This is a genomic window from Streptomyces sp. NBC_00775 (assembly GCF_036347135.1).
Taxonomy (GTDB): domain Bacteria; phylum Actinomycetota; class Actinomycetes; order Streptomycetales; family Streptomycetaceae; genus Streptomyces; species Streptomyces lutosisoli.
In genome coordinates, this window is the sequence record NZ_CP108938.1 from 5,088,796 (window position 1) to 5,103,935 (window position 15,140).

Annotated in this window: 13 protein-coding genes and 1 pseudogene; 7 read left to right on the forward strand and 7 right to left on the reverse strand. The window is 67.9% G+C overall.

All coding sequences use genetic code 11. From position 1 onward, the window contains the following. The first annotated feature begins 88 nt into the window (after positions 1-88). Positions 89-1,288: a mannosyltransferase family protein gene (locus OIC96_RS22680; RefSeq protein WP_330306071.1), complete on the forward strand. Its 1,200-nt coding sequence runs from the start codon at positions 89-91 to the stop codon at positions 1,286-1,288. 41 nt (positions 1,289-1,329) lie between these two features. Here OIC96_RS22680 and OIC96_RS22685 read toward each other — a convergent pair whose 3' ends face one another. Beyond that, positions 1,330-1,863, reverse strand: a complete 534-nt coding sequence (locus OIC96_RS22685; protein WP_330306070.1) for a YbjN domain-containing protein — start codon at positions 1,861-1,863, stop codon at positions 1,330-1,332. Positions 1,864-1,998: 135 nt separating this feature from the next. Here OIC96_RS22685 and OIC96_RS22690 point away from each other — a divergent pair, with 135 nt between their 5' ends. Then, positions 1,999-2,448 carry a hypothetical protein gene (locus tag OIC96_RS22690; protein ID WP_330306069.1) on the forward strand — a complete coding sequence of 150 codons (450 nt, stop codon included), beginning with the start codon at positions 1,999-2,001 and terminating at the stop codon, positions 2,446-2,448. A 13-nt stretch (positions 2,449-2,461) separates the two neighbouring features. On the opposite strand, the gene clpB is transcribed toward OIC96_RS22690, so the two are convergent. Beyond that, the gene (gene clpB, locus OIC96_RS22695; protein ID WP_330306068.1) at positions 2,462-5,059 is read right to left on the reverse strand and encodes an ATP-dependent chaperone ClpB; all 2,598 of its coding nucleotides are present in this window, start codon (positions 5,057-5,059) and stop codon (positions 2,462-2,464) included. 146 nt (positions 5,060-5,205) lie between these two features. Here clpB and OIC96_RS22700 point away from each other — a divergent pair, with 146 nt between their 5' ends. Next, entirely contained in the window at positions 5,206-5,619 is a 414-nt protein-coding gene (locus tag OIC96_RS22700; RefSeq protein WP_330306067.1) for a pyridoxamine 5'-phosphate oxidase family protein, read from the forward strand. A gap of 159 nt (positions 5,620-5,778) precedes the next feature. On the opposite strand, the gene OIC96_RS22705 is transcribed toward OIC96_RS22700, so the two are convergent. Further along, positions 5,779-6,114, reverse strand: coding sequence for a hypothetical protein (locus OIC96_RS22705; protein ID WP_330306066.1), 336 nt, complete (start codon positions 6,112-6,114; stop codon positions 5,779-5,781). 354 nt (positions 6,115-6,468) lie between these two features. On the opposite strand from OIC96_RS22705, the gene OIC96_RS22710 reads away from it, so the two are divergent. The 3 genes and pseudogenes from OIC96_RS22710 (at position 6,469) to OIC96_RS22720 (ending at position 9,474) form a co-directional block, all read left to right on the forward strand. Then, complete coding sequence (locus OIC96_RS22710) at positions 6,469-7,437, forward strand: helix-turn-helix transcriptional regulator (RefSeq protein WP_330306065.1); 969 nt, start codon at positions 6,469-6,471, stop codon at positions 7,435-7,437. Continuing rightward, positions 7,438-8,445 carry a helix-turn-helix transcriptional regulator gene (locus OIC96_RS22715; protein ID WP_330306064.1) on the forward strand — a complete coding sequence of 336 codons (1,008 nt, stop codon included), beginning with the start codon at positions 7,438-7,440 and terminating at the stop codon, positions 8,443-8,445. It abuts the gene before it with no gap. Positions 8,446-8,599: 154 nt separating this feature from the next. Continuing rightward, positions 8,600-9,474 (forward strand): annotated as a pseudogene (locus OIC96_RS22720) (helix-turn-helix transcriptional regulator). Here the strand turns inward: OIC96_RS22720 and OIC96_RS22725 are convergent. Next, positions 9,383-10,471, reverse strand: coding sequence for a helix-turn-helix transcriptional regulator (locus OIC96_RS22725; RefSeq protein ID WP_330306063.1), 1,089 nt, complete (start codon positions 10,469-10,471; stop codon positions 9,383-9,385). The pseudogene OIC96_RS22720 and the gene OIC96_RS22725 sit on opposite strands and share 92 nt — an antisense overlap. A gap of 396 nt (positions 10,472-10,867) precedes the next feature. Between OIC96_RS22725 and OIC96_RS22730 the strand changes: the two genes are divergently transcribed. Then, positions 10,868-11,503 carry a response regulator transcription factor gene (locus OIC96_RS22730; RefSeq protein WP_330462137.1) on the forward strand — a complete coding sequence of 212 codons (636 nt, stop codon included), beginning with the start codon at positions 10,868-10,870 and terminating at the stop codon, positions 11,501-11,503. Positions 11,504-11,563: 60 nt separating this feature from the next. Here the strand turns inward: OIC96_RS22730 and OIC96_RS22735 are convergent, their stop codons facing one another. The 3 genes from OIC96_RS22735 to OIC96_RS22745 all read right to left on the reverse strand — a co-directional run bounded on the left by OIC96_RS22735 (position 11,564) and on the right by OIC96_RS22745 (position 14,986). Next, positions 11,564-13,471 carry a hypothetical protein gene (locus tag OIC96_RS22735; RefSeq protein WP_330306061.1) on the reverse strand — a complete coding sequence of 636 codons (1,908 nt, stop codon included), beginning with the start codon at positions 13,469-13,471 and terminating at the stop codon, positions 11,564-11,566. A 260-nt stretch (positions 13,472-13,731) separates the two neighbouring features. After that, a complete protein-coding gene (locus tag OIC96_RS22740) occupies positions 13,732-14,463 on the reverse strand; it encodes an ABC transporter ATP-binding protein (RefSeq protein ID WP_330306060.1) in 732 nt (243 codons plus the stop codon). 148 nt (positions 14,464-14,611) lie between these two features. After that, the gene (locus OIC96_RS22745; RefSeq protein WP_330306059.1) at positions 14,612-14,986 is read right to left on the reverse strand and encodes a hypothetical protein; all 375 of its coding nucleotides are present in this window, start codon (positions 14,984-14,986) and stop codon (positions 14,612-14,614) included. Positions 14,987-15,140 lie beyond the last annotated feature (154 nt).

Genomic DNA, 15,140 nt, shown 5'->3' on the forward strand with positions numbered 1-15,140 from the left:
TGCGGGCGGCGCGCCGGGGGCGCGCGAACCGTACCCGCGCGGAGGAGCACAGGTCGCGAGTGCCCCGTGGGGAACGCACAGTTCGGATGTGACCCACCCGAGTACCCTCGCTCGCCCCGCCCGCACGGAGCCCGGGGACCGCGCCCGTCCGTCCCGCGCCGCGCGGGGCCTGCCGATCGCCGCGGTGATCGCGCTGGGGCTGTTCGCCACCGCGCGCCTCACCGGCGTCCTCGTGCTCGCCGCGACCGCCTGGGCCACCGGCAGGCACCCGCTCACGCTGCTCGCGCGGTCCTGGGACTCGGTCTGGTACCTGGGGATCGCGGCGCACGGCTACGGCCGGACGCTGGTCTTCCAGCCCACCATCATCCACAGCGACCTGGCGTTCTTCCCGCTGTACCCGGCGCTGGTGCGCGTCGTCACCGCCCTGAGCCCGCTGAACGCGAGCACGGCGGGCCTGCTGGTCGCCTGGCTGGCGGCGGCGGCCGCCGCCGGCGGGATCTACGCGATCGGGGCCCGGCTGCGGGGCCGCGCGGTCGCCACCGCCCTCGTGCTGCTCTGGGGCCTGCTCCCGCACTCGGTGGTGCTGTCGATGGCGTACACCGAGCCCGTGCTGACCGCCTTCGCCGCCTGGTCCCTGTACGCGGTGCTCAGCGGGCACTGGCTGTGGGCGGGCACCCTGGCGGCGCTCGCGGGGCTGGCCCGGCCGAACGGGTTCGCGGTGGCCGCGGCGGTCCTCGCTTCGGCGGGGTACGAGATCTGGCGGCGGCGCGGGCGAAAAGTTCCCCACAGGCTGTGGACGGGCGCCGCGCTCGCACCGCTCGGCTGGGGCGGCTTCGTCCTGTGGGTGGGAATCCGCAAGGGCGATCCGCTCGGCGGCTACTTCGACGTGCAGCGGCTGTGGGGCTCACGCTTCGACTTCGGGGCGGGCTCGCTCGACGTCGTCAAGCACCTGCTCCTGCACGGGGACCGTTTCGTCTTCCCCGTGACCCTGGTGATCGTCGCGGCGGCCGTCCTGCTGTACGCGCTGCTGATCGCGGACCGGGCGCCGCTGCCGCTCGTCGTCTACAGCGGCGTACTGCTGCTGGTCACGCTCGGCGGCTCCGGGTTCTTCGAGTCGAAGCCGCGCTTCCTGCTGCCCGCGTTCCCGCTGCTGCTGCCGCTGGCGGCGGCGCTGGTGCGGACGGCGAGAGCCCGGCCCTGGCACGCGACCCTGGTGGTCGGCGCCCTGGCCGGGCTCTCGTTCGCGTACGGCGCGTATCTGGTGGTGCTCGCGCACACGCCGCTGTAGGACCTGGCGGGAGGAACGCTCGTCAGGACCTGACCGGAGGATTACTCCTCGTCGTCGCCCTCGGGCTTCTCCGCCTCGTTGATCTCCTCTTCGAGGCCGAGCGACTCGACGAGCCACTTGTCGAACTCGATGGCGGCCCGCACCCAGCTGACCGTGGAGGACACGAAGTGCTCCAGGGCGACGCCGGTGCCGATCAGCATCTGCGCCTCGCCGATCAGACGGACCGTGCCGTCGTCGTGCGTGTGGCTGTAGACCTTGGGCCACAGCGTGCGGCGGTTCCAGTCATCGATGGACTCCAGCAGCGCCGGCTTCTCCTCGATCTGGTGCGGCCGGTCATAGAACGTGCGCACCGAGAAGACCTGCTGGTCGCCCTCGCCGCGGAACATGAAATACGTACGGAACTGCTCCCACGGCGCCGCGAGGTCACCCTCGTCGTCGACGACGTACTTGAGCTCCATCTGTTCGAGGAGCTGCTTCACGAGGTCCTGATCCGGGACGACGGGGCCCGCGGGGCCGCCGGACTGCGGCTCGGGCTGGCCCCCGAAGTTCGGAATCGAGGACGGGTCGATGCTCACCGTGTATTTCCCTTCGTACGGATCCTGCCATCCTCCCCCATCCAGGGCGGGGGGTGGCAACCCTTGCCGGGTCCTTCCGCCGGAGGCTGACAAGATCCGGTCACCCGGCCGCACCAGCACTGACATGATCTGGTCATGCGCATGCGGAGGAGACTGCGGTGGCTGCTGTGGGGGATGTGGTCGCTGTGCCTGGCATTCGCCGTGGTCGTCGGGGGGTGGTTCGCGTGGTCGGTGATCACCGCCGAGGCGAGTGGCGACCCCTTCCGCACACACTCGGAGATCACCTGCTCACAGGCGATGACGTTCGCACACGGCACGCTGCCCGAGAGCGCGCGTGACGGTAAGTGCTCGCTGGACGACTGGATGGACGACGTGGTGCGCGGCACCTGGAAGATGCCACGCACCGATGTCGCCGCCTGGCTGAAGGACTCCTACCCGGACGAGAAGCCGTCGGAGGCCTGCACCCAGGACGTGTGCCTCGACATCGACTTCGACGCCGAGTACGACGCCGACTACGCACGACTGACCGTGGCGTACGAGGACGGGGACACCGCCCTCGTACGCCTTGAGGCCTACTCGTCCTGAGCCGCGGCCGGGATCACAGGGTCTTGCCGGTCGCCGGGCCCACGATCAGCCCGTCCCCGAACACCTCCACCCGTACCGTGTCGCCGTCCTTGACCTCGCCCGCCAGGATCTCCTTGGCGAGCCGGTCGCCGATGGCGGTCTGGACGAGGCGGCGCAGCGGGCGCGCGCCGTACGCCGGGTCGTTGCCCTCGTCGGCGAGCCAGGCGAGGGCCGCGTCGGTGACCTCCAGGGTCAGCCGGCGCTGGGCCAGGCGCTGGGCGAGGCGGTCGATCTGGAGCCTGGCGATGCGCTCCAGCTCCTCCTTGTCGAGGGCCGAGAAGACCACCAGGTCGTCGAGCCGGTTCAGGAACTCCGGCTTGAAGGAGGCCCGTACGACCTCCAGGACCTGCTGCTTCTTCTCCTCCGCGGAGGTCATCGGCTCGACCAGGAACTGGCTGCCCAGGTTCGACGTGAGGATCAGGATGGTGTTGCGGAAGTCGACCGTCCGCCCCTGACCGTCCGTCAGCCGCCCGTCGTCCAGCACCTGGAGCAGGATGTCGAAGACCTCCGGGTGCGCCTTCTCGACCTCGTCGAGCAGGATGACGCTGTACGGGCGCCGGCGCACCGCCTCCGTCAGCTGGCCGCCCTCCTCGTAGCCCACGTAACCGGGCGGGGCGCCCACGAGCCGCGCGACGCTGTGCTTCTCGCCGTACTCGCTCATGTCGATGCGGACCATGGCCCGCTCGTCGTCGAAGAGGAAGTCGGCCAGCGCCTTGGCGAGTTCGGTCTTGCCGACGCCGGTCGGGCCGAGGAAGAGGAAGGATCCGGTGGGCCGGTCCGGGTCGGCGATTCCGGCGCGGGTACGCCGTACGGCGTCGGACACGGCCTGCACGGCCTCCGCCTGCCCGATCAGCCGGCGCCCCAACTCCTCCTCCATGCGCAGGAGTTTCTGTGTCTCGCCCTCGAGGAGCCGCCCGGCGGGGATGCCGGTCCAGGCTCCCACGACGTCGGCGATGTCGTCGGGGCCGACCTCCTCCTTGACCATGGTGTCCTTGGCGGCTTCTTCCTCCTCCTCGGAGGCCTCCTCCAAGTCCCTTTCCAGGGTGGGGATCTCGCCGTAGAGCAGCTTGGAGGCGGTGTCGAAGTCGCCGTCGCGCTGGGCGCGTTCGGCCTGGCCGCGCAGCTCGTCGAGCTTCTCCTTCAGCTCACCGACGCGGTTGAGGGACTGCTTCTCCTTCTCCCAGCGGGCGGTGAGACCGCGCAGCTCCTCCTCCTTGTCGGCGAGGTCGCGGCGCAGCTTCTCCAGCCGCTCCTTGCTGGCGGCATCGGTCTCCTTGCCGATCGCCAGCTCCTCCATCTTCAACCGGTCGACGACGCGCTGGAGTTCGTCGATCTCGACAGGAGAGGAGTCGATCTCCATACGCAGCCGGGAGGCCGCCTCGTCGACGAGGTCGATGGCCTTGTCGGGCAGGAAGCGGGAGGTGATGTACCGGTCGGAGAGGGTCGCGGCCGCGACGAGCGCGCTGTCGGCGATCTGGACCTTGTGATGGGCCTCGTACCGCCCCTTGAGCCCGCGCAGAATGGCGATGGTGTCCTCGACGGTGGGCTCGGCGACCAGCACCTGCTGGAAGCGCCGCTCCAGCGCCGGGTCCTTCTCGATCCGCTCGCGGTACTCGTCAAGAGTGGTGGCACCGACCATGCGCAGCTCGCCGCGCGCGAGCATGGGCTTGAGCATGTTGCCGGCGTCCATGGCGGAGTCGCCGCCGGCCCCGGCGCCCACGACGGTGTGCAACTCATCGATGAAGGTGATGATCTGCCCGTCGGAGTCCTTGATCTCGGCGAGCACGGTCTTGAGCCGCTCCTCGAACTCACCCCGGTACTTCGCCCCGGCCACCATGGCGCCGAGGTCGAGCGCGACCAGCCGCTTGTTCTTGAGGGACTCGGGCACGTCGCCCTTCACGATCCGCTGCGCGAGCCCTTCCACGACGGCGGTCTTGCCCACGCCCGGCTCACCGATGAGCACGGGATTGTTCTTCGTACGACGGGACAGCACCTGCACGACCCGCCGGATCTCCTGATCCCGCCCGATGACGGGATCGAGCTTCCCGTCCCGCGCGGCGGCGGTGAAATCGGTACCGAACTTTTCGAGCGCCTTGTACTGGCCCTCGGGATCCGGGGTCGTCACCCGGCGCCCTCCCCTGCTCTTCTGAAACGCGTCCAGCAGCTTCTTCGCACTGGCCCCCTGCTGGGAGAGTACGTCGCCGGTCTGGCCGCCCTTCGCGGCGATACCGATGAGCAGGTGCTCGGTGGAGAGGAACTCGTCGCCGAGCTCCTTGGCCTTGTCGGCCGCCTCGGCGATCACGGCGAGCAGCTCGCGGTTGGGCTGCGGGGGCGCGACGGTGGACCCGGTCACGCTGGGCAGACCGGCGAGGACGCGCTCGGTCCCGGCACGGACGGAGGCCTGGTCGGCGTCGACGGCGGCCAGCAGATCAATGATGTTCTCGTTCTCCTGCCCCGCCAGCAGAGCGAGCAGCAGGTGGGCGGGGGTGAGGTCCGGGTGCCCCTCCGACACGGCCCGACTGGTGGCCGCGTTGATCGCGTCCCGGCTCCTGTTGGTCAGCTCGGCGTCCACGTTCGCGTTCTCCTCCCTGCGTCAGCGTTCCCTCATGCTGAGTGTGCCAACGGGCACAAAGTTGAGTCTATTCCACTCAAGGGGTGGAGTGGAGGCCATACGGGCCATGCGGCATACCGCTGACAGCTCCGGCTACATTTCGGACCATGGCCGCATACCCCGTAGACCCTCGCGATCCCGACCCCGCCTACCTCAGCTTCTGGCGCGAGCGGCATCTGTGCACGCTGACGACGCTCCGGCCCGACGGGAGCCCGCACGTGGTGCCCGTCGGGGTTACATACGACCCGGAGGCGGGTCTGGCTCGGGTGATCACCAACAAGTCCAGCGCGAAGGTGGGCCACGTACTGGCCGCGGGCGCGGACGGCGCCCGGGTCGCGGTCTGCCAGGTCGACGGCCGCCGCTGGGCGACGCTGGAGGGGCGCGCGAGGGTGTCCGTGGACCCGGCACGCGTCGCGGAGGCGGAGCGGCGGTACGCGGAGCGGTACGGGCGGGTGCCGGCGCCGAATCCGGCGCGGGTGGTGATCGAGGTGGAGCTGACGTCGGCGATGGGGCGGGGCTGACGCGGGGCAGCCGGGCTACGGCCGGTTTCAGCCCTTGCCGAGATGGGCGGAATCCTGGAGGTTTCACGTAAAACTGCAGCGGCGTCACCGTGTTCAGGTCACGGTGACGCCGCTGCGGGGGGAAGTACCTGCGCGATCTACTACGACGGGGGAATCGCGTCAGGCACTGCGGGGGGTGGCTGCAATGGTCTGTACGTCCGGGGCTTCCGGCTCGACAAGCTGGTGGTCACGCTGGTCAAGGTTCACAAAGATCATTCCGTACCGAATGGCACACCGGACCGGCTGCGGCGCCCCCCGAGGCCGCCGCAGACACCGGTACGCCCGTACGTCGTCCTCGTCGTCCCGGGTGACGACGACAGGCTCTCCGAACACCGTCACCATCAACGAGTCACCACTGTGGGGGATGGCGGTGACCAGGTCGATGAAGTGCCAGCCGGAGCGGTAGGCGGTGGCCATTTCTCGGCGGAAGGAGCGGTCGTCGGGGGGGATGGTCATGCCTCGGCGTCCACCGGAGTGGCATCCCAGACAGGATCCGGAGCCGGGTCGGCCAAGGTCACGGTCGCTGGTACGGCATTCCAGATCACATCCGCTTGAACCGCGGTCGCAGGCTGGCTGTTCCAGATCACATCCAAGCCATGGGCCGCACCGAAGACCAGTCCCGCCGAGAAGGCCAGAGCAAGTACCGAGCGAAGCATTTTCCTGCACATGTTGGGCCTCGTCCTCACTTCCCAAGTCTTCTCCCCCGCCCTGAAGACGATGGCTCATCAGGACACGTCAAGCCACCTGCGAGGTGCATCATGTTCCTGCACGTTCAGGACCCTGGGGGGTGGAGAATTGCCCAATAGCCACATGAACCAGACACATGGTCACGGGGTGGCGGATCTTTGCGAGGTGGGCAGGCAGCTCTATGCCGAGGCTTTGCGCCTAGGACGCATCCCTCGTGCGGACGTGTCCCCTGCGCCCTGCCTGGTGGAGTTCGCGCTCCTCCAGCCCGATCCCGACGATCCGGACCTGCTCCGGCCGGTCTCACCGATCGCTGCCCTCGCGCAGCGTCTCCACCCCATCGAGCGGGAGATCCAGGAGCGTCGGCATCTGGCCATCAGCCTTACCGACTCTTTCGAGCCCTTCATGTCCATCACGGCCCAGGACCGGCCGACCACCCACGCCATCACGGTCCTGGAAGGCATGCCCCGCATCAATGAAGCCATACAGCGGGCCACGGCGGAGTGCCGGTCCGAAATCCTCACGGTGCAGCCAGGCGGTGGACGTCCTGAGGATGTCTTGAACCAGGCAGCGGAGATCGGCCACGGGATCATCGAACGCGGCATCGTGATGCGCACCCTCTACCAGCACACAGCTCGGCACAGCCAGGGCACCCTGGAGTACGCCGAGCAGATGGCTCAGGGCAAGGTGGAGATACGTACGCTTGAGGAGCTCATAGAACGGTTGATGATCTTCGACCGGGAAGTCGCCTTCATACCCGCGCAGGACGACCGGCGCGTAGCTCTGGAACTCCGCCACCCCGGACTCGTCCAGTACCTCGTCAAGGTCTTCGAACAACTCTGGCGCCGTGCCGTCCCCCTCCTCGCACAGACGCCGTACGCCCCACCCACTGACGGCATCAGCGGCGTCCAGCGGTCCATAGCCCACCTACTCGTGGAGGGCCACGTCGACGAGGCCATCGCCCGTCGCCTCGGCATGAATGTCCGTACGTGCCGCGCCCACATAGCCAAGCTCGCCGCCGCGCTGGGAAGTGGAAGTCGGGCCCAACTCGGCTATCTCATCGCGCAGTCGGGCCTCCTGGACAAGGACAGCTGAGTGCCGGCCGACGGGGAGTCGAGGTCTACGGGGACCCATCCACACAGAGTGGAGGACCTGTGCGACGCAGGCGTGGCCCTGTACACGCGTGCCCTGCAGAAAGGGCGCGTGCCCACTGACGAAGCCGACCCCGTCCCCTGCTTGATCGACCTCGGTCTGCTCCAGCCGGACATCGAGGACATGCGGTGGCTGCGTCCCATAGCCCCCGCCGTGGCACTTCCCCGGCTCCTGCGCGCCACCGCCGAGGACATCGCCCGGCAGCGGCAGCGCGACGCCCGCCTGGCTGAGGCCTTCGAACCGCTCATGCGGATCGACAGTCATCACTCCGCAACCGCGGAGACCCCGACGATCAGCGTTCTCAGCGGTATGGAGCGGATCAACCAGGCCATCACGCAGGCCATGGCCGACGCGAACGGAGAAATCCTCGCCATTCAGCCCCACACCGGCCGTAATGCCGCAGCGCTGGCCGAATCCTTGGACCGCGACCAGGCCCTGCTGGACCGGGGCGGCCGCATGCGCACGCTCTATCAGCACCCGCTCCGACACTCGCCCGCAGTGGCCGGACGCTACGAAATGCTGGACGGCGACGTCGAGGCCCGCACCCTCGACGAAGTCACCGAGCGGCTCATCGTCGTCGACCGCACCGTGGCGTTCATCCCCGTCAACAAGGACCGCACCCTCGCCCTGGAAATCCGCACCCCAGCCATTGTCAGCTACTTCGCCGACACCTTCGACCGCCTCTGGCACCTGGCCACCCCCATGTATCCCCAAGCCGTCACCCAGCCCACCCTGAACGGCATCACCCCCCGCCAACGCGCCATCGCCGGCCTCCTCATCGAAGGCCTCACCGACGCGGTCATAGCCGACCGCCTCGGCATGAACATCCGCACCGCCCGCGTCCACATAGCCAAACTCGCCGCCACCTTAGGCAGCGAAAGCCGAGCCCAACTCGGCTACCTCATCGCCGAATCCGGGATCCTCAAGCAGGAGGAGGGTGAGGCGGAGTGACGCGGGCGCACAGGTCGCACGGGTCGAGGATCTCTGCGCGGAAGGCGTGGAGCTGTACACGCAGGCCCTGTGCGAAGGACAGGTGTCCGGCAGGGACGCGGACACCGCCCCCTGCCTTCTCGACCTCGGCCTGCGCCAACCTCACGTCGAGGACATGTGCCGCCTCGAACCCGTGGCCCCGGCCCTCGCCCTGCACCGACTGCTGCGCGGCGTCGAGGACCGCATCGCGGACAAACGGCGACGCGAAGAGCATCTGGCCACGGTCTTCGAGCCACTCCTGCGGTTCGACGGGGCCCCTACGACCACGACGGACACGCCGACGATCAGCGTGCTCAGCGGTATGAAGCGGATCAACCGGGCCATCACACAGGCCATGAACGACGCGTCCCAGGTTCTCGCCATCCAGCCGCACACCAGTCACATCGGTCCGCCGCCTCAGGTCCACGTCGAAGCCCTGGGCCGCGATCAGGCCCTCCTCGACCGTGGCGGCCGCATCCGCACCCTCTACCAGCACACCCTCCGCCACGCCCCCACCGTCCTCGCACGCTACGAAGAGCTGAAGGGCGACGCGGAAGCCCGCACCCTCGACGAAGTCACCCAGCGGCTGCTGATCATCGACCGCACCGTCGCCTACATTCCGGCGAACAAGGACCGCACACTCGCCCTGGAAGTCCGTAACCGGCCCTGATCGACTTCTTCCTCGCCACCTTCGACCGCCTCTGGCACCTGACCACCCCCATGTACCCTGAGGCCGCGCAACAGCCCACCCTGAACGGCATCACCCCCTGCCAACGCGCCATCGCCGGCCTCCTCATCGAAGGCCTCACCGACGCCGCCATGGCCGACCGCCTCGGCATGAACATCCGCACCGCCCGCGTCCACATAGCCAAACTCGCCGCCACCCTCGGCAGCGAAAGCCGCGCCCAACTCGGCTACCTCATAGGCCGGTCGGGGATTCTGGATCAGCGACAGCACGAGGACCCGGAACAGCCCCCGGAGCAACCTCCGGGACAGCACCCGGAGGCGTGACCGGCTCAAGCTCCGGTGCCCGAGGCGGCCCGTCCAGGCCCGCCTGAGCGATCCGCACACCCAACTGCGTGCGGCTGGCGGCCCCCAGCGTCTCCGACAGCCGTGCGATGTGCGCCCGGCACGTCCGAACGCTGATCCCCAGCCGCTCGGCGACCACCGCGTCCTGGTGCCCTTCCGCCAGCAGGGCGGCGATCGACCGCTCCCGGTGCGTGATGCCCTCGATGCCCGTCGAGGGGAGGGGGGACGTCAGGGGGATCGCCAGCCGCCAGAGGCGTTCGAAGACCGTGACCAAGTAGTCGACCAGGGCCGGGTGGCGCAGCTCCAGCGCGATCGTGCGGTCCGTGTTGGCGGGGATGAAGGCGACCTTGCGGTCGAAGAGGATGAGGCGTTCGACGACCTCGTCGAGGGTGCGTGCCTCCGCCGCGCCGCCCATCAACTCCATGTAGTTCAGCAGGCCCTGGCCGTGCCGGGCCACATGCGTGTACAGGTCGCGCATCCGGACGCCGCGGCGACGCATCTCCAGCGCGCGGTGCAGGCCCTCGGAGAGTTCGTCCTCGCGGCGGATGCCGCCCGGCTGCACCGCCAGGACCTCGCTCGCGCACTCCTCCGTCGCCTTGTCCATCGCGGCGCGAATCCGGGGCAGTCCGTCGAGGACCCGGATCGCCACCCCCCCGGCCGGCACCTGGACGCGTCCGCCGAGCCCCGCGTACCACTCGAAGGCCGACACCGCCTCGCCCACCCGCGCCTGGCTCGCGCTGACCTCCTCGTACACCCCGCGCAGCAGTCGCGTCATGACCTCCTGCGGCGAGGTCGGCACCAGCCACCCCATGTCGTCGGGGTCGGGGTGCAGCAGCGCCAGCTCCAGCAGGCAGGGCACCGCTTCCGCGTCCTCGCGGGGCACACGGCCGCGCCGCACGGCCCGGGAGTAGACCCGGTCGCCGGCCTCGCACAGTCGGTCAGCGCCGTGCGGATGCGTGTCCGTACCGTGCCCGGCCATCTCCCACTCCTGGCTCCAACCCCTGGCGTAAGCCCCGCGTTACAGCGTCATCCGCAGCGCAACTATGCGCGGACCCGTCCGGCATCGCAACACGGCTGCCCCGCCCGCGCGCCCCCTCTCATCCATTTTCGTACCGAAATCGCCCCACCTCCGCCCCACCCCTTGCAACAAGATGACGGTGGCGACAAGGTATCCACAGAGCGCATTCTTGGTGACGGCGGGAATTCACTATTTCCGCCGACCAAAACGCCCGCGGAATAGACTGTCTGTCCGGGCGTAGCGGCATCCTGAGCGACCCTGGCCGGATTTCCCCCATCCGGCCAGGGTTCTCGTGATGTGCCGCGCCAACGGGGAGGGATACGAGTGATACGGATCGGAATTTTCGGGCGCCATTCTGTGGAGCGCGCCGAAGTGCGTCAGTCCGTTGAGCAGGACGATCAAGTGCGTGTCGTCAGCGAAGGCTCCATCGCATCGGCATCCCGACTCGCGCGTACGGCAACGCCGGACATACTCGTTCTGAGCCATTCCAACGTCGATGAAGCCCTGTACACGCTCAGGGAATTGGACCGGCTCGCCACCACTCCCAAAAGTATTGTTCTCGTCGATCACGTCACGGAGCCCGGAGCCCGAAGACTCCTCGACAGGGGGGCGAACGGCATCCTTCACAGCGGCGACTGTGTGGACAACCTCCGGTGGGCCATACGAGCGGCCGTCGCCGGCAGCGTCGCGCTTGCTCCAGAGGTGGCACGACCCGTGGTGGACCGCTACCTCGACCCCAGTCGGGCGGCAGAAGAAGTGAACCTGGCTCGGGAACAGTTAAGAAGTCTCAGCCCTAGGTGCCACGAGATCCTGAGTCTCCTTGGCGATGGACTCTCGAACCTCGCCATCGCCGAAAAGCTCAGCATCAGCACACACACCGTGAAGGATCACGTTCGCACGATCTACGAGACGATCGGAGTCGAAAACCGCGTACAAGCCGCCCGGATCGCCTGGCGAGCTCACTCCCGCGAACCGCAACACCCCACATTATGAGGGGCACTGCGCGAAAGAATTTCTCCAGCGGCGCATGGAATCGGAATGGCCACGCACACCTCAGTCCGACGAGGGCTTCCACATCTCAGCCGCCCGCACCGCGGCATACGCTCCCCACGAGGCAAGCAACAGGGCACAGGCAAGTGCACCAACCGTGATAGGCGCCATGGACGCAGGTGTCGCCACAGAAGTACTGGTGAGCGGGGTCGCCAGCCACCATGACACCAACACGCCCAGCGCCGCCGCCAAGACCGCGGGCATCAGCAGAGACCACATGGCCACGGACCGAAAGATCCAGCGGCTGCCCGTCAGCACGGACAGCGGGGCAAGCTCCCGTCCGAAGCGGAGAAATTCAGCCATCGCACTGATCCCGGCCACCAAGCCGATGACGCCCACTCCCACGAGCGACATCAGTCGCACCCACCCGGTGGCCGTCTCCAGTTTCCCCGTGTCGGACAGGTCCCCCAAGGGCCGAACGGACGCCTTCATCGCCAGAGACCGGCCGGCCATCCCCTGAATCTCCGGTACCGAGAGCTGCTTACGGTCCTTGCCCACGATCAGCAAGGTCACCGAACTGCGCCTGCTGTCGCCGATACGGGAGACCGACCCGCGTCGCACGTATCCCTTCGCCCCCTGTGCCACTCCAGTTCTGCTCAGGATTTCCCGGAGGCGTACATCTCCGCTCGCTGCCGAGATCCGTACAGCCGTCTTCGAGCACGGCAGACCGATCTCCCGAAGCGCGGCACAGCCACCTACGATCTCAACCCGGTCACCTGACTGCCGTACGCCCAAGGGCAGCGCGTCCGATGCCAGCTCGCTCTCGAAATCCCGCACCCGATCAGTTCCCGCGTAGGGGGTGACTCTGAGAACGGTCGTCCCCACTCTCTTCTGGGTCTCGATCGCGCTCTTCGTGAACTCCCCGAACACCCCTGTCCACAGCTGCGTTTGGGCGGCAAGCCCTATGGCGATCACCATGGAAGCCACCAGCCTCGACACCGAACGCGACCCAACGCCCAGTCGGCGCCCGGAGACGAGAAGCCCCGGCGCACCGAACCGCCGACCGACACCGGCCATGAACGGCCCGAGCCGCCCCACCCCGGTCCCGATGACAGCAGGAAGAGTCGAGAGCACCACTACGCAGCCAGCGGCATACACAGGTATCCGAAATTCAAGGGGCGCGAGTTCAGCGCCCCGCACAGTGGCCAGCAGAGCGAAGGGGAATACCCATGCCATCCACGCTCTGCGTCCCGTTACGGACACCGGCCTGGTTCCGCCCGAACGCTGGTAGCCGGGCTGAAGAACAACCGTCACGAAGAGCACTACGATCGGAACAACTGTCAAGCAGAGCAGCAACTCCGGCCACGCGTCACGAGCGTCTTCCTTTGAGAGGACGAATTCCACGAGCGGGTACGACGAGTCCAGCACGAGCGGGATCGAGGCGCCCAGAGCCGCGAGACCCGCTCCGAGGGCTACAGGCAGCGCCGCCTCACCGAGGGTGAAGGCCAGCCTGGCTCCCTTGCCGGCGCCCAGGGCTCCGAGCAGTGCCGTGCGCCTGTCCCGGGCAGCGGCTCCCACCCGTGCCGCGATGACCACGAGGAGAGCTGACGGAAGAAGCACCAATACGGCATATCCGGCGTAGAACTTCTGCGCCCCGAAATTATGAATGCTCTCCCCGACAAAACCGGCGGATGCCTCTGCACCGAACCCACTGATCTCGAACATCTTGGATCGATCAAGCATCTTGGCGCTGGGCCGGACATAAGCGAAGCGCTCAGCCCGCGCTTCGAGGCCTGCAGGGCCAATGACACCGCCGAACCTCCCGAACTGCCGCGAGACGCCCTCGCGCCCACCGGACTTCAACAGAGCGGGGGACAACACGACTTCTCCCGGCTCGGGCCAGTGGGAGAGGCCGGGGGGAAGCGGTGCGTCCTCGCGTATCGGCTCGATGTACACGACGTCGTACGCCATGTCTCCGATACTTGACGTGGTCGGCGCCCAAAGCGCCCGAGGAGTCTCGTGCGGGTAAGCGGCGATGAGTCGGGGAGACCTCGCAACACTACGTTCCGTGCGGGCGTCGAAGGAGGCCGAAGCCAACACCAGGCCACTCGCAGCGAGAGACAGCAGGATGGTGGCCAGGGCAAGCGCCCAGAAACGCACCCGACCCGCCTCCGCTGCCAGGGCAGCCGTACGTCCCATGTGCAACAACTGACGGAACAACCCTCGGTCGTTCACGTGCTTCCCCCCATGTCTGCAACCGCCGCGTCAGCTGACAACCGGCCTCCGTCGAGTCGGACCTGTCGATCCGCGCGCCGCGCGACGCTGACGTCGTGTGTGACCACCAGGAGGGCACAGCCTCGTTGCCGTGGCACGCTGTACAGCAGTTCTGACACGGCATCACGATGCACAGCGTCCAGTGACCCCGTCGGCTCATCCGCGAGAAGCAGGGCCGGGTCGTTCATCAATGCGCGTGCGACCGCCGTTCGCTGCCGTTCGCCACCTGACAGCGTCGCGGTGGCAGAACCCTCCGACGGCACACCCAGTTCATCGAGCAACTCGGCCGCACGCGCGTAGGACTCACCGGTCTTCTTGCCGGCCAGGAGCCCCGCCAAGGCCACGTTCTCCAGGGGCGACAATTCCGGAAGCAACTCGCCGAACTGGAAGACCATTCCGATGTTCTCCCGGCGATGCCGGGCGAGCCCTCGAGACGACAGCCCGCCCTGGTCGACGCCCGCGACGCGTACCAATCCCGCGTCCGGTTGGACAAGACCGAGGATGCACGCCAACAGCGTGGTCTTCCCACTGCCGCTGGCACCCATCACAGAAACGGACTCACCGGCGGCGATCCGGAGATGGACCCCCGCCAGCAGTGACCGGCCAGGCAGGCCGTACTCCAGATTCTCGACTTCGAGCACAACACGCTCGGTGTAGCCGCCCACTTGCACCTCCAGAGAGATTTCCATGCTGCTCGTCCGCCTCGCACCCCCTCCGTGAGAGGCGCCGTGAGTTCGACTCGCTGAGTAGACTCATGCGCACGGCGGGGTGGCGGCCGCTATCACCGGCCACCACCCCTCCAGCTCTCCGCAGTGGGTCAGCTACAACCCGCGGTGACTACTCGACCCAACCACTGCAGGCATCGGGCCAGTTGTCGTACACCTCGCAGACCTGCATCTTGAAGATGGTGGAGTACTTCCCGCTCTCCACGGTCCAGGCGTTGCCGTCGTTGTCCTCGAAGTACGTGTCGCCGTAGGCCTGCTTGTTCCACAGGGTGAGCTTGTCGCTCGGGTGGGCAGTCCTGTAGTACTCGGCCTTCACGTCATGGCCGTCATCCTGGGTGTCCTGGATGTTCATGATCGACGCGGACTGCTCGGTCCACCCACGGGCACCACCCCGACTGGCCGAGAGCGCGAACGCCGGCGACGCTCCTGCGATGGCGATCACGGTGAGCACACCAACCGCGGCGCGGCGCATACCTCTACTGCTCATTGCACCTTCCTTCCTTCGTCGGAAACCTGTCAGCTCGTGCACAGGCCGGTACTCACTCCCCACGTCGTGCGGGGAGAAGCCCAGTTGCGCTCGCCAAGAGCGAACCGGGCAAGGGACATTGAAGCGTCACGCCGCCCCTTCCCCACACCCCTCT